The sequence below is a fragment of the Piscinibacter sp. XHJ-5 genome (genome assembly GCF_029855045.1).
Lineage (GTDB): Bacteria > Pseudomonadota > Gammaproteobacteria > Burkholderiales > Burkholderiaceae_C > Albitalea.
This window is the reverse complement of record NZ_CP123228.1, coordinates 5,610,983-5,634,191: the sequence shown is the minus strand read 5'-3', so window position 1 is coordinate 5,634,191 and position 23,209 is coordinate 5,610,983. Positions and strand designations below refer to the sequence as shown.

22 protein-coding genes are annotated in these 23,209 nt (G+C 70.2%); 11 read left to right on the top strand and 11 right to left on the bottom strand.

The features are described from left to right. Position 1: 1 nt before the first annotated feature. The 5 genes from P7V53_RS26650 to P7V53_RS26630 form a co-directional block, all read right to left on the bottom strand. Positions 2 to 2,260, bottom strand: coding sequence for an ATP-binding protein (locus P7V53_RS26650; protein ID WP_280152508.1), 2,259 nt, complete (start codon positions 2,258 to 2,260; stop codon positions 2 to 4). Then, a complete protein-coding gene (locus P7V53_RS26645; RefSeq protein ID WP_280152507.1) occupies positions 2,257 to 2,772 on the bottom strand; it encodes a molybdopterin-dependent oxidoreductase in 516 nt (171 codons plus the stop codon). The genes P7V53_RS26650 and P7V53_RS26645 overlap by 4 nt, the downstream gene beginning before the upstream one ends. Positions 2,773 to 2,921: 149 nt before the next feature. Beyond that, positions 2,922 to 3,098, bottom strand: a complete 177-nt coding sequence (locus tag P7V53_RS26640) for a hypothetical protein (RefSeq protein ID WP_280152506.1) — start codon at positions 3,096 to 3,098, stop codon at positions 2,922 to 2,924. 149 nt (positions 3,099 to 3,247) lie between these two features. Next, positions 3,248 to 5,056 (bottom strand): aminopeptidase P family protein, encoded by a 1,809-nt coding sequence (locus tag P7V53_RS26635; protein ID WP_280152505.1) that lies wholly within the window; start codon positions 5,054 to 5,056, stop codon positions 3,248 to 3,250. 96 nt (positions 5,057 to 5,152) lie between these two features. Continuing rightward, a complete protein-coding gene (locus P7V53_RS26630) occupies positions 5,153 to 6,568 on the bottom strand; it encodes a TAXI family TRAP transporter solute-binding subunit (protein WP_280152504.1) in 1,416 nt (471 codons plus the stop codon). A gap of 110 nt (positions 6,569 to 6,678) precedes the next feature. On the opposite strand from P7V53_RS26630, the gene P7V53_RS26625 reads away from it, so the two are divergent. The 4 genes from P7V53_RS26625 (at position 6,679) to P7V53_RS26610 (ending at position 10,703) form a co-directional block, all read left to right on the top strand. Next, positions 6,679 to 7,344, top strand: a complete 666-nt coding sequence (locus tag P7V53_RS26625; protein ID WP_280152503.1) for a response regulator — start codon at positions 6,679 to 6,681, stop codon at positions 7,342 to 7,344. Next, a complete protein-coding gene (locus P7V53_RS26620; RefSeq protein ID WP_280152502.1) occupies positions 7,341 to 8,648 on the top strand; it encodes an ATP-binding protein in 1,308 nt (435 codons plus the stop codon). The genes P7V53_RS26625 and P7V53_RS26620 overlap by 4 nt, the downstream gene beginning before the upstream one ends. A gap of 88 nt (positions 8,649 to 8,736) precedes the next feature. Then, the gene (locus P7V53_RS26615) at positions 8,737 to 10,272 is read left to right on the top strand and encodes a Do family serine endopeptidase (RefSeq protein WP_280152501.1); all 1,536 of its coding nucleotides are present in this window, start codon (positions 8,737 to 8,739) and stop codon (positions 10,270 to 10,272) included. 23 nt (positions 10,273 to 10,295) lie between these two features. Beyond that, a complete protein-coding gene (locus P7V53_RS26610; RefSeq protein ID WP_280152500.1) occupies positions 10,296 to 10,703 on the top strand; it encodes a carboxypeptidase regulatory-like domain-containing protein in 408 nt (135 codons plus the stop codon). A gap of 5 nt (positions 10,704 to 10,708) precedes the next feature. Here the strand turns inward: P7V53_RS26610 and P7V53_RS26605 are convergent, their stop codons facing one another. The 6 genes from P7V53_RS26605 to kynB all read right to left on the bottom strand — a co-directional run bounded on the left by P7V53_RS26605 (position 10,709) and on the right by kynB (position 15,362). Then, positions 10,709 to 11,134 (bottom strand): VOC family protein, encoded by a 426-nt coding sequence (locus tag P7V53_RS26605; protein ID WP_280152499.1) that lies wholly within the window; start codon positions 11,132 to 11,134, stop codon positions 10,709 to 10,711. Positions 11,135 to 11,263: 129 nt separating this feature from the next. Next, a complete protein-coding gene (locus P7V53_RS26600; RefSeq protein ID WP_280152498.1) occupies positions 11,264 to 11,707 on the bottom strand; it encodes a VOC family protein in 444 nt (147 codons plus the stop codon). Between the two features lie 77 nt (positions 11,708 to 11,784). Then, entirely contained in the window at positions 11,785 to 12,603 is an 819-nt protein-coding gene (locus P7V53_RS26595; protein WP_280152497.1) for an AraC family transcriptional regulator, read from the bottom strand. A gap of 4 nt (positions 12,604 to 12,607) precedes the next feature. Further along, positions 12,608 to 13,450, bottom strand: a complete 843-nt coding sequence (kynA, locus tag P7V53_RS26590) for a tryptophan 2,3-dioxygenase (RefSeq protein ID WP_280152496.1) — start codon at positions 13,448 to 13,450, stop codon at positions 12,608 to 12,610. Then, positions 13,447 to 14,715, bottom strand: a complete 1,269-nt coding sequence (gene kynU, locus P7V53_RS26585; protein WP_280152495.1) for a kynureninase — start codon at positions 14,713 to 14,715, stop codon at positions 13,447 to 13,449. Before kynU ends, kynA begins: the two co-directional genes overlap by 4 nt. 17 nt (positions 14,716 to 14,732) lie before the next feature. Continuing rightward, positions 14,733 to 15,362 (bottom strand): arylformamidase, encoded by a 630-nt coding sequence (kynB, locus tag P7V53_RS26580; protein WP_280152494.1) that lies wholly within the window; start codon positions 15,360 to 15,362, stop codon positions 14,733 to 14,735. 131 nt (positions 15,363 to 15,493) lie between these two features. Here kynB and P7V53_RS26575 point away from each other — a divergent pair, with 131 nt between their 5' ends. Genes P7V53_RS26575 through P7V53_RS26545 form a run of 7 tightly spaced genes read left to right on the top strand, consistent with a single transcriptional unit; the run spans position 15,494 to position 23,209 of the window. Next, entirely contained in the window at positions 15,494 to 17,860 is a 2,367-nt protein-coding gene (locus tag P7V53_RS26575; protein WP_280152493.1) for a bifunctional salicylyl-CoA 5-hydroxylase/oxidoreductase, read from the top strand. 35 nt (positions 17,861 to 17,895) lie between these two features. Beyond that, positions 17,896 to 18,648, top strand: coding sequence for an SDR family NAD(P)-dependent oxidoreductase (locus P7V53_RS26570; protein WP_280152492.1), 753 nt, complete (start codon positions 17,896 to 17,898; stop codon positions 18,646 to 18,648). 44 nt (positions 18,649 to 18,692) lie between these two features. Then, a complete protein-coding gene (locus P7V53_RS26565; RefSeq protein WP_280156626.1) occupies positions 18,693 to 19,175 on the top strand; it encodes a MarR family transcriptional regulator in 483 nt (160 codons plus the stop codon). An 11-nt stretch (positions 19,176 to 19,186) separates the two neighbouring features. Then, positions 19,187 to 20,026 carry an enoyl-CoA hydratase family protein gene (locus P7V53_RS26560; protein WP_280156625.1) on the top strand — a complete coding sequence of 280 codons (840 nt, stop codon included), beginning with the start codon at positions 19,187 to 19,189 and terminating at the stop codon, positions 20,024 to 20,026. 2 nt (positions 20,027 to 20,028) lie between these two features. After that, a complete protein-coding gene (locus P7V53_RS26555) occupies positions 20,029 to 21,189 on the top strand; it encodes an acyl-CoA dehydrogenase family protein (RefSeq protein ID WP_280152491.1) in 1,161 nt (386 codons plus the stop codon). Further along, positions 21,186 to 22,811, top strand: a complete 1,626-nt coding sequence (locus P7V53_RS26550) for an AMP-binding protein (RefSeq protein ID WP_280152490.1) — start codon at positions 21,186 to 21,188, stop codon at positions 22,809 to 22,811. The genes P7V53_RS26555 and P7V53_RS26550 overlap by 4 nt, the downstream gene beginning before the upstream one ends. Continuing rightward, a complete protein-coding gene (locus tag P7V53_RS26545; RefSeq protein WP_280152489.1) occupies positions 22,808 to 23,209 on the top strand; it encodes a RidA family protein in 402 nt (133 codons plus the stop codon). The genes P7V53_RS26550 and P7V53_RS26545 overlap by 4 nt, the downstream gene beginning before the upstream one ends.

Sequence of the window (23,209 nt, the reverse complement as noted above, 5' to 3'; positions counted from 1 at the left end):
GCTACGACACCGTGCGCCCCGGCGCCGCCGCCGGCAGCCACCCCAGGCTTTGACACAGGTCCTTCGTGATCTGCAGATGCCGCTCCAGCGCGCTGAGCGCCTCCGCCACGTCGCCGTGCCCGTTGTCGCTGGCCGCGGTCTTCACGCCTTCGGCATGCTCCACCACGGCCCGCAGGCCCAGACTGAGCGCGGCGCCCTTCAACGCATGCGCCTGGCTCCATACGCCGCTGCGGTCGCCCGCCGCCGCCATGCCGCGCAGGCGGACCAGCGTACCGGCGTGCGACTCGAAGAAGCTGGCCAGCAGGCTGGCGTATTTCTGCGGCGACAGCGAGGCGTGGAATTGCTCCACCGTCGCGCGGTCGACGATGTCGGCATTGGTCTCGGGTGATCCCGGCAGCGGCAGCGGCGCGGACAGGCTCGCACCGGCGCCGTAGCGCGACAGCAGCTCGCGCAGCTGGGGCAGGTGCGCCGGCTTGGTGAGCATCTCGTCCATGCCGGCCAGCCGCGCCTGGTCCTGCGAATCCTGGAACGCGTCGGCCGTCAGCGCGACGATCGGCATCGCGCCTCGCGGCAACGGCAGGGCGCGGATGGCGCGCGTGGCGGCGAAGCCGTCCATCACCGGCATGTGCAAGTCCATCAGGACGACGTCGAAGTCCTGTTCCTGCGCGGCGCGAACGGCTTCCTCGCCGTTTTCGGCAAACACCGCCTGGTGGCCCAGCTTGTCGAGCACCGCTTCGAGATAGAGCCGGTTGACCGGATGGTCCTCCGCGACCAGCACTTTCAGCATGCGACCGGCTCCTTCGGTGGCGGCGGCGGCGCTGCTGGCGCCGGGTGCCGGCGGCCCGATCTTGGGCAGCGGCAGCTTGAGCACGAAGGTGCTGCCGCGGCCCGGCGCGCTCTTGACCGTGATGTCGCCTTGCATCAGTCGCGCCAGGCTGCGGGAGATTTCCAGTCCCAGTCCGGCGCCGCCGTGGCTGCGCGAGGTGGTGTCGTCGCCTTGCACGAAGCGCTGGAAGACACGGCCCTGCGTCGCCTCGTCCATGCCGATGCCCGTGTCCACGACAGAGAACACCGTGCGGCCCGCATCGGCCCCGCTGCCGGCCTCGACCTTCAGCTCGACGCGGCCGACGGCGGTGAACTTGACGGCGTTGCTCAGCAGGTTGAACAGGATCTGCTTGAGCCGCGTCGGATCCGCGCGGACCCAGCGCGGCACCTCGGCCTCCATCGAGACCTCCAGCGCCAGCCCCTTGGACTGCGCCTGCACGCGCATCAGCGCCTCCACCTCGCGCACCAGCCGCGCCAGGTCGACCGCCGCCGGCACGACGTGCAAGTTGCCCGACTCGAGCTTGGAGATGTCGAGGATGTCGTTGAGGATCGCCAGCAGGTGGTTGGCCGACTCCTTCGCGGTGTGCAGATAGCCCATCTGCTGCGCCGACAGCGGCGTCTCCTGCAGCAGGGACATCATTCCCAGCAGCCCGTGGAAGGGCGTGCGGATCTCGTGGCTCATGTTGGCCAGGAAGGCGCTCTTCGCGCGGCTGGCGGATTCGGCCTCGATGCGCGCGGCGCCGAGGCGCTCGGCCAGCAGCTCGAGGCGGTCGCGACGCTGCAGCAGGGCGCGGAACTGGCGCAGCACGATGAAGGCAAACACCAGCAGCAGCAGGCACTGGAACACCGTCAGGGCGATGCCGTGCTTGCTCTGCGTGCGCACCGCGGCGTTGCGCTGCGTCACGCGCTCGTACAGCAGGTGCGAGGCGCTGAGCGACAAGTCGTGCAGTGGGACGCTGAGGCCGTCCAGTTCGGCCAGCAGCTCGCGCAGCGCCGCCGTTGAAGACGGGTTCGTCGGGTTGGCGCCGAAGTAGCGGTCGGCCCGGGCGACGAAGCGGCGCACCTTGTCCATCGTCGTGGCGTAGGCCGCCTGGGGCGCCATGATGCGCGCGGCGCGCTCGTGGTCGACCAGTCCGAAGCGGCTGACGAAGATGTCGTAGCGCAGCTGCAGCCGGCCCGGCGCCGGGCTGTCGGGCTCGGAGATCGCCTGCTGGAGGTCGTTGCGCAACCGCAGGTGCTCGGCCTCGAGCTGGAAGAAGCTCCAGCCGAGGGCGTCGTTCTGGAACTGGATGGTGCCGTCCAGCAGGTCGTACTGGCGCCACTGCACGTAGGCCGTTCCGATCAGCGCGAGGGCCAGGGCGAGCCCGATGAGCGTGAGCCAGATGCGCCGCACGCGGTCGCGGGCGTTGGGTTGCTGAGGAGGCTGCAGGTTCACCGCAACTCGAGCTGCTTGAGCTGCCAGGCCGCGCGGCTGTAGTTGACCGCGCTGCGCAGTTCCGGCTGGGCGTCGAAGGGATAGATGACGACCAGCGGGCCCTTGTCGCGCACGGCCATCGGCTTGTCGTCGAGGCGGTACGCCACCATCAGGTCGTGGCGGGCGGCGTCCTCGACGGGGATGTCGACGCGGTAGTCGTTCAGCGCGACGGCCTTGACGGTCTTCCCACGCGCGCCCACCGCGGCGAGCAGGTCGCGCAGCAGCACGCCGGTGAACTTGCGCGGCTCCGGGTACCAGGGCGTGCGCGTGGAATAGCTGCGCTGCGGCAGCTTCTCGAGCATGGCCATGTCGAACTGGGCACCGTCCGGCGCATTGCGCTGCTCGATCTCGCCGGTGACCGTCAGCACGACGCGTCCGGCCGGCGCATCGAGCGCTCCCGCCGCCGGCGCGGCGAGCGCCGAGGCGAGGGCCCAGAGCAGCCAGGGACGGCGCGCGACGGGAAAGGCGGTCATGGCGCGCATTTTCTCACTGCGCCCGCCGCTGCCGTCGGCGGCACGACCCGGACGAAAAAAAGCCCGAGGCCCGGAGATCGGTGGGACTCGGGCCGACGAAGCGGTCCGGCAGGCGGCGGCTGGCGCCGGCGCCTCTGGAACTCGGAGGATCAGAGCGATGCGTCGGCGCGCTTGCCGATGATGGTCACGGGCTCGAACTGCAGCACGGGCATCGGATTGCAGGCGGCCTGGAGGGCTCGTTCCTGCTGCACGTTGGCGGCGTAGGCCAGGGAGGCGGTGGTGACGACGGCGAAGACGGCGGCGAGGGCGCTGAGGCGGCTGATCATGTGAGGCTCCTGGTGTTCGTTGCGGCTGGGATGGAACGAACTTTAGGAACCGGAGCGCCCGGCCGGAAGCGGGTTGCGATGAACTGCGGTAAGGCGGGGATGGGATGCGGTGGCAGCGGATGGATGCGGCGGGCCCGTGTCGGGCTTGGTCACAGCGCCTGCGTCCGCGCCTCCAGCCAGGCCAGCGCGTCCCCCGTCACCAACGGCGCCAGCCGCTCCCTCACCACCGTGTGATACCGGTTGAGCCAGTCGATCTCGTCGGCGCGCAGCAGGCCGCGCTCGATGCAGCGTGTGTCGATGGGACACAGGGTGAGGGTCTCGAACTCGAGGAATTCGCCGAAGGCGCCGTTCTCGGGCGTGACGGCCGGCACGTTGAGCACCAGGTTCTCGATGCGGATGCCCCACTGGCCCGGCCGGTACAGGCCGGGCTCGATGCTGGTGATCATGCCCGGCTCCATCGCCATCGTCGGCTCCGGGATGACCTTGCTGATGCTCTGCGGGCCTTCGTGCACGTTGAGGAAGTAGCCGACGCCGTGACCGGTGCCGTGGCCGTAGTCGAGGCCCTGCTCCCAGAGCGGCACGCGCGCGATCGCGTCGATCATCGGCGACAGCGTGCCGCGCGGGAAGCGCGTTCGGCTGAGCGCGATCGTGCCGCGCAGCACCAGCGTGTAGTCGCGCCGATGCGCCGCCGTGATCGTGCCGATCGGCCAGACGCGCGTGATGTCCGTCGTGCCGCCGAGGTACTGTGCGCCCGAGTCGATCAGCAGCAGGCCGTCCCCTTCGATCACCGCATGCGACTCGGGCGTCGCCCGGTAGTGGGGCATCGCGCCGTTCGCGTTGAAGCCGGCGATGGTGCTGAAGCTCAGGCCGACGAAGCCCGGCCGCCGGGCGCGTGCGGCCGACAGCTTCTCGTCGATGGTGAGCTCGGTGATGCGCTCGCGGCCGAGCGCCTGCTCGAACCAGGCGTAGAACTCGCACATCGCGGCGCCGTCCTGGGCCATCGCTTCGCGGATGTGCCGCGCCTCGGCCTCGCTCTTGCGGCTCTTGAGCAGCGTGCTGGGATTGATGGACTCGATCAGCGTCACGCCCGCGGGCACGCTTTGCCGCAGGCCGAGGGTGACACGGCGCGGATCGATCAGCAGCGACGCGCCGGCCGGCAGCGCGGCCAGCGCCGCCCGCGCCTGCGCGTACGGCGCGAGCTTCACGCCGTCGGCCTCGAGACGCGCCTGCAGCTCGGTGCCGACCTTGGCCTCGCCGACGAACAGGGTTGCACCGTGCGCGTCGATCAGAGCGTGGGCCAGGAAGACCGGGTTGTAGCTGACGTCGGAGCCGCGCAGATTGAACAGCCACGCGATGTCATCGACGGTGGACACGAAGTGGTGCGTGGCGCCTTGCCGCAGGAACGACTCGCGCACCTGCGCCAGCTTGGCCGCGCGCGGCAGGGGCGCCTGCGGCTCTCGATGCTCGTACACCGTCGCGGCGGGCAGCGCCGGCCGGTCGGGCCAGACGTCGGCCAGCAGGTCGACGGAGGTGTCGAGCCGGATGCCGGCGCGCTCCAGGGCCGTCCGCAGGTGATGGGCCGACGCCAGGCCGAGAACGTCGCCGTCGACGCCGACCGTCTCGCCGGCTTTGGCCACGTCGGCCAGCCACTGCACATGATGGGTGGCGGTGCCGGTCGGGATCTTCACCAGCTCGATGCCGCTGTCGCGCAGCTCCTTCTCGGCCTGCACCCAGTAGCGGCTGTCGGCGAACACCGCGGCGCGGTCGCGGGCAATCGCCAGCGTGCCCATCGACCCGGTGAAGCCGGACAACCACTGCCGGCCCTGCCAGCGCTCGGGGAGGTACTCGGACAGGTGCGGATCCGACGAGGGGACGAGCAGCGCCGCCAATCCGCGCGCTTTCAGCGCCTCCTGGACTTTCTCGATGCGAAGGCGAAACGGCGACGTGCGGATGTCCATGGTGCAGATCCGGAAGCGGCGCGCTGCGCCGGGTAGGCGCCGTGCGGCGAGTGGGTGGTGCGACGGATTCTAGGAGCGCAGTCGGCGGCGCGTGCGTCAGGTCGTTTTCGAGGTCTCGGCCCTGGCGGGCGCCGCCGGCGCCAGCTCCTCGTCGCGCCCGGGCGCAAGCCGATCCGGCGGCGAGCGCATCCCTTCCAGACGGCGCCGCACCAGGTTGATGTGGCTGCGCAGCGCATACAGCTCGTCGGCGTAGCTCAGCGGCACGGTCACCTGGCCGACCTTGTGCTCGATCGCGTCGAGGTCGCCCAGCAGCTCCTCGGCAGGACGGTCGCCCTGGGCGTTCTCGACCGCGCGCAGCTGACCGTACCAGCGGAAGATCCGCGAACGGATGCGGAACTCGTACAGCGGGGGCACCACGCGCGACAGCGGAATGAGGATGGCGATGATCGACACCAGCGCGACCCACATCCGGTCGATCAGGTTGGCCAGCCAGAACGGCAGGTACTGCTGCAGCCAGGGCGGCCCGGTGCGGTAGAAGCGCTCGGCTTCCTTGGACAACGGCCACTCCGTGTTTCTTGCGTTGGGAAATTCGCCCTTGCGCTGGAACCAGCCGGCTTCGCTGTGCACCGCGTTGGCGGCCTGCACGAAGAGCTGCATCAGCGCCGGATGCGTCTCGCGCTTGCCCGCGAGCGATGCGGTCGGCGCGACCAGGTGAACGTCGGCCGGCGGGATGTCCTTGGCCAGGTCGACGACGCCTCGCGGCAGCACCACCGGGCTCATGAAGGTGAAGCGCCTCGAGTAGGCCTCGGACTGCGCGAAGTCGAACAGCTTGATGCCGGGCGTCTGCAGCAGCATCTGCACCAGCAGCGATTCCGGCGCGGAGGCGAACACCACCGCGTCGACCTGGCCTGCCAGCAGCGCTACCACGGCCGGCGTCTGATCCAGCCGCTCTAGCGTGAGGCCGGCTGGATCGATGTGGTTGGCATCGAGCATCTTCTTCATCAGGTTGTGCGAGCCGCTGCCGCGCGCGCCGCTGTTGACCTTCCAGCCGACGAGCTGCGAGAGGCTGTCCAGCGTGTCCGACTTGAGCAGGCGCTGCGCCGATTCCTGCCGGTAGAACAGCCACACCGGCTCGTGGAACAGGCTGCCGAGCGAGGCCAACGCATCGGCCTCGGCCTGCGTGCGCAGGCGCTCGCCCGCGCCGCCCTGGAGCAGGGCGAGGTCGACCCCCGATGCCGGGTCGAGCAGCAGCCGCAGGTTCTCGCCCGCGCCTTGCGTCGGGCGCAGCACCACCTCGATGCCGTGCTGCTTCAGGGACGCGGCGTAACGCTTGCCGAATTCGGCGTATGCGCCCTGTTCGGGACCCGTGGCGAGCACCACCTTGCGCGGCGGCGTGGGATCCAGCGCGATGTAGGCGAGCACCAGCAGCAGGAGCGCGACGATGAGGACAGGGCCGGCAGTGACCAGCAGGTCGCGGGCGGACAGCAGCGTGTTGCGCAGGACTTTGGGCATGGCGTTGCGGGTCGGGACGAGCAGCGAGCACGATACCTTGCCTCGGGATCCGTCCCGGCGCTGTCACCAATCGAATCACGCGGGCGGTGGCGCTATGCTGCTGCGCTCCTATGCGCCTGCTCCTCGTCGAAGACGACCGCATGATCGGCGACACCCTGCGGGCTGCGCTGCGCCTCGAAGGCCACGCGGTCGACTGGGTGCGCGACGCCGTCGCTGCGCATGCCACGCTGGCCAGCGAGCGCTTCGACCTCGTGCTGCTCGACCTCGGCCTGCCCCAGGGCGACGGGCTCGACGTGCTGCGCGCGCTGCGCGCACGCGGCGACAGCACGCCGGTCATCGTGCTGACCGCGCGTGACGGCGTCGGCGACCGCGTCGCCGGCCTCGATGCCGGCGCCGACGATTACCTCGTGAAGCCCTTCGAGTTGAACGAGCTCAACGCCCGCATCCGCGCCGTGCTGCGGCGCCACAGCGGCCGTGCGCAGCCTGTGCTCAGCCACGGCGGCGTGACGCTCGACCCCGCGACACGGCAGGTCACCAGGGACGGGCAGCCCGTGCTGCTGTCATCGCGCGAGTTCGCGGTGCTGGAAGCGCTGATGGCGCGCCCCGGCGCGCTGCTGTCGCGGGCACAGCTGGAGGACCGGCTTTACGGCTGGGGCGAGGAGATCGAGAGCAACGCCGTCTCGGTTTACATCCATCAGCTGCGCCGCAAGCTGGGGGCCGACTTCATCCGCAACGTGCGCGGCGTGGGGTATTTCGTCGGGCCCGCGGCCACATGAATTCGCTGCGCGTCCGCCTGCTCGTCGCTCTTCTGCTGCTGCTCGCGCTCGCCGCCGTCATCATGGGCGCGCTCGCCTACCGCAGCGTGCTGACCGAGACCGAGTCGCTGTTCGATTACCAGCTGCGGCAGATGGCGCTGTCGCTGCGGGACCAGGGCGAGATCGCGCCCGACCAGGCGCGCGCCTTCGCAGACGAGCAGCTGGACTTCGTGATCCAGATCTGGACCGTCGACGGGCGCAGCATCTATGCCTCGCGCCCCCACAGCGACCTGCCGGCGCGCGCGCTGCTGGGCTTCGCCGACGTGGCCGTGGGCAGCCAGGTCTGGCGCACCTTCAGCGTCGCCACGCCCGAGCGCGTCATACAGGTCGCCCAGCCGCTGCAGATCCGTGAACGCCTGGCCGCCAATGCGGCGCTGCGCAGCGTGACGCCGCTGCTGCTCATCGCCCCGGTGATGGCGCTCGTGGTGTGGTGGCTCGCGGCGCTGACGCTGGCTCCCCTGCGCGCGGTGGCGGCCGACGTGCGCCGGCGCGATGCGCAGTCGCTGGCGCCGCTGCACAGCCACGGCCAGCCCGAAGAGGTGGCGCCGCTGGTCGAGGCGCTCAACGCGCTGCTGCAGCGCCTGGCCCAGGCGCGCGACACGCAGCGCGCGTTCGTCTCCGACGCGGCGCACGAGCTGCGCTCGCCGCTGACCGCCCTCAAGCTGCAGCTCGAGATGCTGAAGCGGGCGCCGGACGGCGCTGCGCGCGCGGCGGCCGTCGAGTCGCTGAGCGCCGGCATCGAGCGCGCCGCTCGGCTGGTCGAGCAGCTGCTTGCGCTGGCACGCAGCGAGCCGGGCGCGCCGCCGGCCCCGCAGGAGCCGCTCGACCTCAGCGAGGTGGTGCGCGAAGCGGTGGCCGACACGGTGCCCTTCGCCTTGTCCCGGCAGGTCGACGTCGAGCTGTTCGCCGACGACCCGGTCTGCCTGCGCGGCGACCGCACCGCGCTCGCGGCGATGGCGCGCAACCTCGTGGACAACGCGGTGCGCTACGGCCCCGGCGGGTCGCGTGTCGAGGTGCGTGTGAGCCGCGACGACGGCGCGGCGCAGCTGCAGGTGGACGACGCCGGGCCCGGCATCCCGCCGCACGAGCGCGAGCGTGTGTTCGACCGCTTCTTCCGGGGCGCCAGCCGCGAAGAGCACGGCACCGGCCTGGGGCTGGCCATCGTGAAGAGCGTAGCGGCCATGCACGGCGCCCAGGTGCTGCTGGCGACCTCGCCCCTGGGCGGATTGCGCGTCAGCGTCTCCTTTCCCTTAACGCTCGCCTAATCGAAGGCTAATCCAGGCCTAACCGACCGTCCCTATCGTCAGCGCCAACGCGGAATGTTTCCGCACGCATTGCGACGAAGGAGAGGTCATGAAACTGAAAGCACTGATGGCGGCGCTGGTCGCCGGCGGCGTTCTCGCCGGCACGGCCGATGCATTCAGCCTGAAGCTGCCGGGCTGGCTCAAGGGCGAAGACAAGAACGAGCAGGTGGGCACCGCGCCGGTGGCGCCGAGCACCGCCACCGCGCCGGCGCCGGCCGCGCCGGCCGTGGTGCCGGCGGCGCCGGTGCCGATGCTGTCGGCGCCCGCGACGCCCAACTACCGCGCCATCGTCAAGCAGGCCGGACCGGCCGTTGTGGGCGTCACGGTCGAAGGCATGACCAAGGCGAGCGCGGAGGACCAGGGCGGCCTGCCGCCGGGAGCCGAGAACGATCCCTTCTTCCAGTTCTTCCGCGGGCTGCCGGGTTTCGGGCAGCGCGGGCGCGGCAATCCGTCAGTGCCGTTCCGCGGCCAGGGCTCGGGCTTCATCATCAGCGCCGATGGCCTCATCCTGACCAATGCCCACGTCGTTCGCGGCGCCAAGGAAGTCACCGTCAAGCTGACCGACCGGCGAGAGTTCTCCGCGAAGGTGCTGGGCTCGGACACGGCCACCGACATCGCGGTGCTGAAGATCGACGCCAAGGACCTGCCGGTGGTGCGCCTGGGCAATCCGCAGCAGCTGGAAGTCGGCGACCCGGTGCTCGCGATCGGCTCGCCGTTCGGCTTCGAGCAGACCGCGACCCAGGGCATCGTCAGCGCCAAGGGCCGTTCCCTGCCCGGCGACGCGGTGGTGCCGTTCATCCAGACCGACGCCGCGGTGAACCCGGGCAACTCGGGCGGCCCGCTGTTCGATGGCAGCGGTTCGGTGGTCGGCATCAACGCGCAGATCTATTCGCAGTCGGGCGGCTACATGGGCCTGGCCTTCGCGATTCCGATCGACGTGGCCCTGAAGGTCAAGGACCAGATCGTCAAGACCGGCAAGGCATCGCATGCCCGTCTGGGCGTGTCGGTGCAGGAGCTCAACCAGACGCTTGCGCAGTCGTTCGGCCTGCCTCGGCCGGATGGCGCGCTGGTGGCCAACGTGGCGCCCAACAGCGCCGCCGAGAAGGCGGGCCTGAAGGCGGGCGACGTGATCGCTCAGGTCAACGGCCAGCCGATCGCGCGTTCCGGTGAGCTGTCGTCCGTGATCGGCATGTCGTCGCCGGGCGAGAAGGTCAAGCTCAAGGTCTGGCGCGATCGCAACTGGCAGGACATCGAGGTCAAGCTCGGGGCGGCCGAGGATCCGGGCAAGCCGATTGCTGAAGCAGACAGTGCGGCGCCGGGTGGTCAGCTCGGCCTGGCGCTGCGTCCGCTGACCCGCGAGGAACGGCAGCTGGCCAAGGTCGACCAGGGCCTGCTGGTCGAGAACGCGGCAGGCCCGGCGGCGCGTGCCGGCATCGAGCCGGGCGACGTGCTGCTGTCGGTCAACGGCAAGCCGGTGACGTCGGTGGACCAGGTGAAGAGCGTGCTGCAAGGCAAGCCGAAGAGCGTCGCGCTGCTGGTGCAGCGCGACGGCGAAAAGATCTTCGTGCCGGTCAACCTGGGGTGAGGTGTGCGATGAGGACACAGACGTTGACACTTCTTTCGGTCACGGCAGCGTTTGTGTCCTGCGCGGCCCTCGCGCAGGGCGCCTTGCCGCCCGAGCAGCGCATCGGCGACATCGCCTTCGTGACGGGCGGCGTGGGCGATGAGCAGGCGACGGTCTTCAAGCAGGCGATGCCCTCGTACCCGCTGGCCATCGAGGTGTTGCGCACCAGCAGCGGACGCGGCGAATACACCTCGGGCGCGCAGGTGGTGGTGACGACGCGCTCGGGCAACCCCGTGCTGTCGGCGCGTGCCGAAGGGCCCTTCATGCTGGTGCGTGTGCCTCCCGGCGACTACCAGGTGCAGGCGACGCTGAGCGGGCGCGTCCTGACCAGGGACGTGAGCGTGGGGGCCGGAGGTTCGGCGCGTGCGGTGCTGGCGTTTGCGGGGGATTGAGGCGCCTAAGCCCTCATCAGCTTCGTGTAGCGCGCCTGCATCTCGTCGGGCGACAGCTCCTCGATCGTGTGCCCGATGAGCCAGATGTGGCCGAAGGGGTCGCGGACGCGGCACGATCGTTCGCCGTGGAACTGGTCGGCGCACGCACTGAGGAGCTGCGCTCCCGCCGCGACCGCCCGCTTGCTCACGGCATCGGCGTTGTCGACCTGCAGGTGAATGGCCGAGCCGCCGTCCTTTCCGCCGGTGGGTCCGAACAAGCCGTATTCGGGGAACTCCTCCGACAGCACCAGCACCGACGGTCCGAACTGCAGCTCGGCATGGCCGATGCGTCCCGACGGCTCGACGAGTCGAAAGCGCTCGACCGCTCCGAAGGCGTCCACGTAGAAATCGATCGCCTGCGCGGCGCCGCGCACCCGCAGGGTGCTGGACACTTCTCGAATCGCCGATGGCCTGCCGTCGCTGCGCACGCTTGTTCTCCGAAGCCGCCGAGAAAAGTGAGAAATGATGCGCCAGCCGACGTGTCCCGCCCGCAATCGCCACAGCGACGACAGGTCTTCGGCTCAGCCGCTCAGCATGGCCGTGTAACGACGCTGCATTTCCTCGGGGTCCAGCTTCTCGATCGAATGGCCGAGCAGCCAGGTGTGGCCAAAGGGATCGCGCAGCCGGCACGAGCGCTCGCCGTAGAACTGGTCCGTGGGCGGCATCAGCATCGTGGCGCCGGCGGCCGCCGCACGGTCGGCCATCGCGTCGGCGTTGTCGACGTGGAGATGGATGGTGCAACCCGTGAACTGGTCGCCCTGCGGCCCGACCATGCCGTACTCGGGGAATTCGTCGGCCAGCATCAGCACGGCCGGCCCGAGCTGCAGCTCGACGTGGCCGATGCGGCCCGACGGCTCGACGAGGCGGAACAGCTCGGTGGCGCCGAAGGCCTGCTGGTAGAACGCGATGGCGGCCTTGGCGTCGCGCACCATCAGGTAGGGGAAGACTTCGTGGATCTCGCTCATGGTGTCTCCTTTGAGCGGCAGCGCGCCGCACGGATCGCAGCCTAGGCGCCGCGAGACGCGGCGTCTTGGAGATTTTTTCAGCGAGCCAGCGCCACGTGCGTCGGCTGGTCGGGCTGCACAGGCGAGTACTTGCCGGGCGTCACGCCGGCCAGCTCGCGGAATTCGCGGATGAGGTGGGATTGATCGAAGTAGCCGGCGCCGGCGGCGAGCTGCGCCCAGTCGCGCGGTCCGCAGCGCGCAATCGCCGGCAGCAGGGCGCCGAGCCGCAGCACGCGCGCATAGCGCTTCGGCGTGATTCCCACCGCCTGCTCGAAGCGGCGGATGAACTGCGCCGGCGTGCACCCGCTGCGCTGTTGCACCGCCTGCACCCGTGCTCGCGCCGGATCCCGGCCGAAAGCGTCGATCGCGAACGCGGCCAGCCGATCTGGCGCCGGTGCATCGGCCAGGCGCTGCATCAGGTGCCGCGCAAGCACCCGCAGCGCATGATGCGGCGAGGCGGCGGCTTGCAGACGCTCGCGCAGCTCGCGTGCCGACGCGCCCCACAGGTCTTCGAGCATTTCGGCGCGATTGCGCAGCGCCGGCAATGCGCCGCCGAAGAAAGCGGCGGCGCCCCCCGGCTTGAAGTGCACGCCGACGACGACCGACGCGCCCCCGGTGCCGCGCACGAAGTAGCGGTCGCCGGCACCCTGCACGATGGCCCCGTGAAGACGACGCGCGACGAGGTCGCGCTCGCTGTCGTAGCGCAGCACGTGGTCTTGCAGCAGCGGCACGACGATGTCCGCGCAGCCGGTGGGAAGGCTTCGCTCGCGCGTGTGCGGCAGCGCGCCGCGCTCGCTGTACCAGAGGCTGTCGACGAGGCAGCCCAGCGGTCCGGCAGGCGCGTGGCGCAGCAGCATGGCTTCAGAGGTCGGTGCGCAGCTTCCAGATCTCGGGGAACAGCACCACGTCGAGCATCTTGCGCAGATAGCCGACGCCGCTGGTGCCGCCGGTGCCGCGCTTGAAGCCGATGACACGCTCCACGGTGGTCACGTGGCGGAAGCGCCAGAGCCGGAAGGCGTCTTCCAGGTCGGTCAGCTCCTCGCCGAGCTGGTACAGGTCCCAATGCTTGTTCGGATCGCGGTACACGGTGAGCCACACCTGCTCGACCTCGTCGCTGACGGCATAGGGCTGGGTCCAGTCGCGCTCCACATGCGAGAGGGGCACCGGAAACCCGCGGCGCGCCAGGAGCCGCAGCGATTCGTCGTACAGCGACGGCGCGCGCCAGGCGGCCTCGACGCGCGCCAGGATGTCGGGCCGGTGCGAGTGCGGCTTGAGCATGGCGGCGTTCTTGTTGCCCAGCATGAATTCGACGCAGCGGTACTGCCAGCTCTGGAAGCCGCTGCTGTTGCTGAGGTATGGGCGGATCGCCGAGTACTCCGGCGGCGTCATCGTCGCGAGGACGTCCCAGGCATGCACCAGCTGTTCCATGATGCGGCTCACCCGGGCCAGCATCTTGAACGCACTGCCGAGCTCGTCGTCCGCGACCCGTCGCACCGCGGCGGCCAGCTCGTGCAGCATCAGCTTCATCCACAGCTCGCTGGTCTGGTGCTGCACGATGAACAGCATCTCGTTGTGATCGGGCGACAGTGGATGCTGTGCATTCAGCACCTCGTCGAGGTGCAGGTAGTCGGCGTAGCTCATGTCGCGGCTGAAGTCGAGCTGTGCGCCCTCGTCGGCGACGATCTTCTGGGTGTCATGTGTCATGTGACTGCCGCTCGCTGGTTGAAGCGCGCCTCGCGCCATTCGCCACTGTGGAGCACCTGTACCAGATGCTCCACCGCGTCCCACACATCGACGAAGCGGGTGTACAGCGGCGTGAAGCCGAAGCGCAGCAGGTCGGGCGCGCGGAAGTCGCCGATCACGCCGCGCTCGATGAGGGCCTGCACGATGGCGTAGCCGCCCTCGGCGCGCGAAAAGCTCACCTGGCTGCCGCGCAGCTCGGGTTCGCGCGGCGTGTGCAGGTCGAGGCCATGTCCGGCGCAGCGGCGCTCGACCAGGTCGATGAACAGCGAGGTCAGCGCGAGCGACTTGCGGCGCAGCGCCTGCATGCCGCCCAGCGACTGCGCGGCCAGGACGGTGTCGACGCCGCACTCGAGCGCCGCCATCGCGAGCACAGGCGGCGTGCCGCAGATGAAGCGCGACACCCCCGCGGCGGGCCGGTAGTGCGGCACGAAGTCGAACGGTGCCGCGTGGCCGAGCCAGCCGGACAGCGGCTGCCACAGCTGGCCGGCGTCCATGCGCTTCGTGTGCTGCGCATGCGCCCAGGCGAAGGCCGGCGCGCCGGGTCCGCCGTTCAGGTACTTGTAGCCGCAGCCGACCGCGAAGTCGGCGCCGCCGCCGTTGAGGTCGACCGGCACGGCGCCGGCCGAATGGCACAGGTCCCAGACGACCAGTGCGCCGGCGGCATGCGCGGCGTCGCTCAGCTGCTTCATCGGATGGATACGGCCGGTGCGGTAGTTGACGTGCGTGAGCATCAGCACGGCCAGCGTGTCGTCGAGCTGCGCCTCGATGTCGTCGGCCTCGACCAGGCGCAGCTCGAGGCCGCGCTCGCGCGCCAGGCTTTCGGCGATGTAGAGGTCGGTCGGGAAGTTGTGGCGCTCCGACACGATTCGCTTGCGACGCGGATCCCGCTCGCGCACGAGGTTCAGCGCAGCGCTGAGCACCTTGAACAGATTCACCGAGGTGGAGTCGGCCACCACCACCTCGTTCTCGCCGGCGCCGATCAGCGTCGCGATCTTGTCGCCGATGCGCCGCGGCATGTCGATCCAGCCGGCGGTGTTCCAGCTGCGGATCAGGTCGCGGCCCCATTCCTCGCGCACCACCTGCTGCACGCGGTCGGCGGCCGCCTTGGGCAGCACGCCCAGCGAATTGCCGTCGAGGTAGATCAGGCCCTCGGGCAGCTCGAACTGCACGCGCAGGGGCGCGAGCGGGTCTTCGGTATCGAGGGCGGCACAGCGTTGTCGGTCCATGGGTTGTCGTCGGGTGGTCAAAGTTCGCGCAGCACCGCGCGCACGGGGCTGGCGCAGGCCTGCGTCAGCTTGAGCGGCAGGGCGATCAGCTCGTAGTCACCCGCCGGCACGCCGTCGAGCACGAGGTTTTCCAGCACGCGCAGGTCGTGCAGCAGCAGTTCCTGGTGGCTGTCGAGGGTCTTGCTGTCGGCCGGGTCCACCGACTGGCTGTCGATGCCCACCAGCTTCACGCCCAGGCCGGCGAGCCAGATCAGCGTCTCGGGCGCGAAGGACGCGAAGTCGGGCGACCAGGCGGTCGGCGCGGCGGCGCAGGTGCGCACGAGCACCCGCGGCGGCAGCACCTCGACCGCATGCGCCAGGTGCTCGGGCCGGATCAGCGGTCCGCGCCCGATGGCGTGGATGACTCGGCACGGCCCGAGGTAGGGCTCGAGCCCGACCGCGCCGATGGCGCGCTCGCCGTCGGCGTAGTGCAGGGGCGCGTCGGCATGCGCCCCGATGTGCGGCGACATCGTGATCGCGCTCAGGTTCACCGGGCAGCCGGGTCCGATGCGCGCCGTCCAGCGCTGCGAGTAGGGCTCGTCGCCCGGGAACAGCGGCGACTCCGGCGCGATGGGCGGCGAGATGTCCCAGAGTCTTTTCGTCGTCATGGCGGCCTCACGTTAGCACCGGCTGCGCCGGCGTGGTGTCGGTTATTCCGCACACCGGATATTATTTGACATCTCAAATATCACAGCCTAAAGTAAGGACACGACTGTAGTCCCTGGCGAGATCGGATCCCATGCGAATCACCTGCATCGGCGGCGGCCCGGCCGGCCTGTACCTGGCCCTTCTCATGAAGAAGCACGACCCGTCGCACGAGGTGACGGTGCTCGAGCGCAACCGCGCCGGCGACACCTTCGGCTGGGGGGTCGTCTTCTCCGACCAGACGCTGGCCGCGCTGCAGCGCGCCGACATCAAGACGGCAACGCAGATCCTCGACGCGTTCAACCACTGGGACGACATCGAGGTCAATTTCCAGGGTCGGCGCATCGTCTCGTCGGGCCATGGCTTCTGCGGCATCGGCCGGCGCCGGCTGCTCGACATCCTCCAGGAGCGCTGCACCGAGCTGGGCGTGACGCTGCGCTTCGAGTCGGACGTCACCGACGACTCCGCGATCGACGCCGACCTCATCGTTGCCGCCGACGGCCTCAACAGCCGCATCCGCACCAAGTACGCCGCCGCCTTCCGCCCCGACATCGACCTGCGGGAGTGCCGCTTCGTCTGGCTCGGCACGCACAAGCTCTTCGACGCCTTCACCTTCGCCTTCGAGAAGACCGAGTGGGGCTGGTTCCAGGCGCACGCCTACCGCTTCGACGAGGACACCTCCACCTTCATCGTCGAGACGCCGGAGGCCGTGTGGCGCGCCGCCGGCCTGGCCGACATGAGCAAGGAAGAGGGCATCGCCTTCTGCGAGCGGCTGTTCGCGAAGTACCTCGACGGGCATGCGCTGATGTCGAACGCGGCGCACCTGCGCGGCTCGGCTCAGTGGATCCGCTTCCCGCGAGTCGTCTGCGGCACCTGGATCCATCCCGCAGGCGGCGCGAACGGGCGCACGCCCGTCGTGCTGATGGGCGACGCGGCGCACACCGCGCACTTCTCGATCGGCTCGGGCACCAAGCTCGCGCTGGAAGACGCGATCGACCTGGCCGCCAGCCTGGCCGCCCATCCAGCGGATATCACCACGGCCTTGCACGACTACGAGGCGCGCCGCAGCGTCGAGGTGCTGAAGATCCAGAACGCCGCGCGCAACTCGACCGAGTGGTTCGAGAACGTCGAGCGCCACGCCAAGCTGGCGCCCGAGCAGTTCGCCTATTCGCTGCTGACGCGCTCGCAGCGCATCTCGCACGAGAACCTGCGCCAGCGCGACGCGGGCTACCTGGGCGGCTTCGAGCGATGGATCGCCGAGCGCTCCGGCCTCGACATCCCGGCCGGCGTGCCGCCGATGTTCACGCCGTTCCGCCTGCGCGGGCTCACGTTGAAGAACCGCGTCGTCGTCTCGCCGATGGCGCAGTACAGCGCCGTCGACGGGCTGCCGACCGATCACCACCTCGTGCACCTCGGCGCGCGGGCGCTTGGCGGCGCTGGCCTGGTCTTCACCGAGATGACCTGTCCGTCGCCCGAGGCGCGCATCACGCCGGCCTGCACGGGCCTGTGGAACGACGATCAGACGGCCGCCTGGAAGCGCATCGTCGACTTCGTGCACAGCGGCACCACCGCGAAGATCGCGCTGCAGCTCGGCCACTCGGGCGCCAAGGGCTCGACGCGCGTGCCGTGGGAGGGCGAGGACCTGCCGCTCGAATCGGGCAACTGGCCGCTGCTGTCGGCCTCGCCTCAGCAGTACCTCGACGGCGTCAGCGACTGGTCGCGCGCGATGACGCGCGCCGACATGGACCGGGTCACCGCCGAATTCGTCGCGGCGACCCGGCGCGGGCTCGAGGCCGGCTTCGACTGGCTGGAGCTGCACTGCGCGCACGGCTACCTGCTGTCGGCGTTCCTGTCACCGCTCACCAACCAGCGCACCGACGCCTACGGCGGCTCACTGGAGAACCGGCTGCGCTGGCCGCTGGAGGTGTTCCGGGCAATGCGCGCGGCATGGCCGGACGACAAGCCGATGTCGGTGCGCATCTCCGCGCACGACTGGGTCGAAGGCGGCAACACGCCGGAAGACGCGATCGCCATCGCGCGGGCGTTCAAGCAGGCGGGCGCCGACCTCATCGACGTGTCCTCGGGCCAGGTCAGCAAGGCGCAGCAGCCGGTGTACGGCCGCATGTACCAGACGCCGTTCGCGGATGCGATCCGCAACGAGGTCGACATCGCGACGATGGCCGTCGGCGCCATCTTCGAAGCCGATCACGTGAACAGCATCGTCGCCGCGGGGCGGGCCGATCTGTGCGCGATCGCCCGGCCGCATCTGGCCAATCCGGCATGGACGCTGCTCGAGGCGGCCAAGCTCGGCCACACCAGCGGCATCGGCGCCGACTGGCCGCGGCAATACCTCTCGGGCAAGAGCCAGCTCGAGCGCAACCTGGAGCGCGAGCGCCAGCTCGCGGCACAGTCCGCCGGGCTGACGCCGCAGGAGCAGGCGAACCTCGCCCAGGGAGTGTGATGGACCACACCGGCGCTTTGCCGAGGAAGATCGACATGAACGGACTGCACGCAGTGGTGACCGGCGGCGGCAGCGGCATCGGGGCCGCGATCGCCGCCGCGCTGCACGGCGCCGGGGCGCACGTGACGCTGATGGGCCGCGACGAAGCGCGCATCCGCGCCCAGCTCGCGTCGCTGCCGGGCGCATTCGCCACCACGGTGGACGTGGCCAGCGCCGACAGCGTGCGCGCCGCCTTCGAGGCGGTGGCCCTGCTGTCGCCCGTCGACATCCTCGTCAACAACGCCGGCGCCGTCGAAAGCCAGCCGTTCACCCGCACCTCCCAGGCGGTGTGGCAGCGCACGCTGGACGTCAACCTCACCGGCGCCTTCCTTTGCACGCAGCAGGTGCTGCCGGGCATGGTCGAGCGCGGCTTCGGCCGCATCGTCAACGTCGCGAGCACCGCGGCGCTCAAGGGCTATGCCTACGTCGCCGCCTACTGCGCCGCCAAGCACGGCGTGCTCGGCATGACACGCGCGCTGGCGCTGGAGGTGGCACAAAAGGGCGTGACCGTGAACGCGGTGTGCCCGGGGTACACCGAGACCGCGATCGTCGAGGACGCGATCGCGAAGATTGCCTCCAAGACCGGGCGAAGCGCCCAGGCCGCGCGTGCCGAGCTCGCTGCCGCCAATCCGCAGCGCCGGCTCATCCAGCCCGACGAGGTCGCGCAGGCCGTGCTGTGGCTGTGCCGCCGCGACTCGGCGGCGATCACCGGCCAGGCGATCGCGGTGGCGGGCGGGGAGGTGATGTGAGCATTGCCTTCGACGACGATCGCACCGCCGACCTCGAGTCGCGCGTGATCGACGACCACCACCAGGCGCTGAAGCTGTGGCTGCGCCTGCTGGCCTGCACGACGCGCGTCGAGAGCGTGGTGCGCAACCGCCTGCGCAGCGAGTTCGCGACGACCCTCCCGCGCTTCGACCTGCTGGCGCAGCTCGAGCGCGAGCCCGACGGGCTGACGATGGGCGAGCTGTCGCAGCGGCTGATGGTGACCGGCGGCAACATCACCGGCATCACCGACCAGCTGGAGGCCGAGGGCCTCGTCAAGCGCGCGCCGCACCCCAGCGACCGCCGCGCCTTCGCGGTGCAGCTCACGCCGGCCGGCCGGCGGCAGTTCCGCCGCATGGCGGCGGTGCACGAGCAGTGGGTCATCGAGCTCTTCGCCGGCTGGAGCGCCGACGAGAAGACCCAGGTCTACGGCCTGCTGGCCGGCTTGAAACGTCATCTCGCGGCCATCGAAGTGCCGCTGCCCGCCCGAAAGAAGAAGGAGAAAGCCTGATGACCCGTCCGATGGACTCACACCTGATCGGTGGCAACCGGCGCAGCGGCGTCGACATCACGACACAGCACGTGGGCTGGTCGGTGCACGACAAGGTCGGCGTCATCACGCTGGACCGCCCGGAACGCAAGAACCCGCTGACCTTCGAGTCGTACGCCGAGATGCGCGACCTGTTCCGCACGCTGGCGCAGGCCGACGACGTTCGCGCCGTCGTCATGCAAGGCGCGGGAGGCAACTTCAGCTCGGGCGGCGACGTGCACGAGATCATCGGCCCGCTCACCAGGATGAGCATGCCGGACCTGCTGACCTTCACGCGCATGACCGGCGACCTGGTGAAGGCGATGCGCGCGTGTCCGCAACCCATCCTCTCGGCCATCGACGGCGTGTGCGCCGGCGCCGGCGCCATCATCGCCATGGCTTCGGACCTGCGCATCGGCACGGCGCGCAGCAAGGTGTCCTTTCTCTTTTCTCGCGTCGGGCTGGCCGGGTGCGACATGGGGGCTTGCACCATCTTGCCGCGGCTCATCGGCCAGGGCCGCGCGTCGGAGCTGCTGTTCACCGGCCGCTCGATGAGCGGCGACGAGGCGCTGGCGTGGGGCTTCTACAACCGCATCGCGCGCGTCGACGACCTGCAGGCGCAGGCGGTCGGCTGGGCCGCCGAGATCGCCGCCGGACCGACCTTCGGCCATGCGATGACCAAGCGCATGCTGCACCAGGAGTGGGCGATGGGCGTCGACGAGGCGATCGAGTCGGAGGCGCAGGCGCAGGCGATCTGCATGATGACGCAGGACTTCCGCCGCGCCTACGAGGCCTTCGCCGCCAAGACGAAGCCCTTGTTCGAAGGAGATTGAGCGTGGAGCGCAAGCACCTGGAGTGGCCGTTCTTCGACGACCGCCACCGCGCGCTCGCCGCCGAGCTCGACGCCTGGGCGGCAGTGAACCTGCACCATGCCGACGGGGATGTCGATGCGCAATGCCGCGCGCTGGTGGGCCAGCTGGGACGCGCCGGCTGGCTGCGCCATGCGGTGGCCGGCACCGGGCACGGCGGCGCGGCCGAGGTCATCGACACGCGATCGATCTGCCTGCTGCGCGAGACGCTGGCCTGGCATCACGGCCTGGCCGATTTCGCGTTCGCCATGCAGGGCTTGGGCTCCGGCGCGATCTCGCTGCACGGCACGCCGGCGCAGCGCGATCGCTATCTGCCGCGGGTGGCACGCGGCGAAGCCATCGCCGCCTTTGCGCTGTCGGAGCCGCAGGCAGGGTCCGACGTCGCGGCCATGGCCTGCGCCGCTCGCGACGACGGCGATGCGTACGTGCTCGACGGCGAGAAGACCTGGATCTCGAACGGCGGCATCGCCGATTTCTACGTGCTCTTCGCGCGCACCGGCGAGGGCGCGGGATCGCGCGGCATCTCGGCCTTCATCGTCGATGCCGGCACGCAAGGCTTCGAGATCGCCGAGCGCATCGAGGTGATTGCGCCGCATCCGCTGGCGCGCCTGCGCCTGGCCGGCTGCCGCGTGCCGAAGTCGCAGCGGCTGGGCGAGCCGGGGCAGGGCTTCAAGATCGCGATGCAGACACTGGACATCTTCCGCACGTCGGTCGCCGCGGCAGCCTTGGGCTTTGCCCGCCGCGCGCTGCACGAGGGGCTGCAGCGCGCGAGCTCCCGAACCATGTTCGGCCAGCGCCTGGCCGATTTCCAGCTCGCGCAGGCCAAGCTGGCGCAGATGGCCACCACCGTCGACAGTGCGGCCCTGCTCACGTACCGCGCGGCGTGGCAGCGCGACCAGGGCGCCAACGTGACCCGCGAGGCGGCGATGGCCAAGATGGCGGCGACCGAAGGCGCGCAGCAGGTCATCGACGCGGCGGTGCAGCTTTTCGGCGGCGAGGGCGTGCGCTCGGGCCGCATCGTCGAATCGCTGTACCGCGAGATCCGTGCGCTGCGCATCTACGAAGGCGCGACCGAGGTGCAGCAGCTGATCATCGCCAGGGAGTTGCTCAAGGAGTCCCGTCAATGACGTCCGCCCACATCGACGACTTCTGCGCCCGCCACATGCCGCCGGCCGAGTGGCAGCCCGAGTTCCGCTTCGACCTGCCCGAGCTGCAGTTTCCCGCGCAGATGAACTGCGCGCACGACCTGCTCGACCACTGGGTCGAGCAGGGACAGGGCGAGCGCCGCTGCCTCATCGGCAGCGAGCTGTCGTGGAGCTACGCCGATCTGCAGGCGCAAGCCAATCGCATTGCCAACGTGCTGGTGCAGGACCTGGGGCTGGTACCCGGCAACCGGGTGCTGCTGCGCGGCGCCAACTCGCCGATGCTCGCGGCCTGCTGGTTCGCCGTGGTCAAGGCCGGCGGCGTGGCGGTGGGCAGCATGCCCTTGCTGCGCGCGAAGGAGCTCACGCAGATGATCGCCAAGGCCGAGATCAGCCACGCCTTGTGCGACGAGCGCCTGGCCGGCGAGTTGCAGCTGTCGGCGCCGCAGTGCCCGACCTTGCGCCAGGTGCTGCACTTCCACAGCGACGCGCCTGACGGGCTCGAGGCGAGGGCGCTGTCCAAGCCGGCGCAGTTCGACAACGTGCGTACCGCCGCGGAGGACATCTGCCTGATGGCGTTCACCTCCGGCACCACCGGCACGCCGAAGGCCGCCATGCACGGCCATCGCGACGTGATGGCCGCCTGCGCGTGCTGGCCGCGGCATCACCTGCGCGCCTCGCCGGACGACCTGTTCATCGGCAGCCCACCGCTGGCCTTCACCTTCGGCCTCGGCGGCCTGTTGCTGTTCCCGCTGTCGATCGGCGCGGCCAGCGTGCTGCTCGAGAAGGCGACACCGGACGTGCTGCCCGCGGCCATCGCGCAGCACGGAGCGACCGTGTGCTTCACCTCGCCGACGGCATACCGTGCGATGGCGGCGGCGGTGAAGGGCCGCGACCTGTCGTCGTTGCGCAAGTGCGTCAGCGCCGGCGAGGCGTTGCCGGCCGCGACGCGCCGGCTGTGGAAGGACACCACCGGCATCGAGATGATCGACGGCATCGGCTCGACGGAGCTGCTGCACATCTTCATCTCGCACACCGACGACGACGCCCGGCCCGGCGCGACCGGCAAGCCGGTGCCCGGCTACACCGCGGCCATCCTCGACGACGACCTGCAGCCGCTGCCGCGCGGCCAGGTCGGCCGCCTGGCGATCAAGGGCCCGACCGGCTGCCGCTATCTCGCCGACGAGCGCCAGCGGCAATACGTGCAGAACGGATGGAATGTCACCGGCGACGCCTACCTCGTGGATGCGGACGGCTGGTTCGTCTACCAGGCGCGCACGGACGACATGATCGTCAGCGGCGGCTACAACATCGCCGGGCCCGAGGTCGAGGGAGTGCTGTTGCAGCACCCCGCGGTCGCCGAGTGCGGCGTCGTCGGCGTGCCCGACGAGGAGCGCGGGCAGGTCGTGAAGGCGTATGTCGTGCTGCGCGCCGGGCACGCGCCGGACGAGGCCATGACGAAGGCGCTGCAAGACTATGTGAAGCAGACGATCGCGCCGTACAAGTACCCGCGGCGCATCGAATTCCGCGCGGCGCTGCCGCGCACCGAGACAGGCAAGCTCCAGCGCTTCCGGCTGCGGGCGGAAGCCACTGGAGGCGGGCAATGAAGATTCTCCAACCGGCGGGATGGGCCGCCCCTCGGGGCTATTCGAACGGGGTCGCCGCGGCGGGCACGACTGTCTTCGTCGCCGGACAGATCGGCTGGAACGCGCGCTGCGAATTCGACAGCGACGACTTCGTCCAACAGGTCCGTCAGGCGCTGCTGAACGTGCGCGCCGTGCTCGCCGAGGCGGGCGCGACGCCGGAACACATCACGCGCATGACCTGGTACCTCGTCGACAAGCGCGAGTACCTGGCGCGTGCGCGCGAAGTCGGCGCGGTGTTCCGCGAAGTGATCGGCGTGTACCACGCCGCGATGAGCGCGGTGCAGGTGAGCGCGCTGATGGAGGATCGCGCCAAGGTCGAGATCGAGGCGACGGCGGTGCTGCCGCCGGCGTCTCTGTAG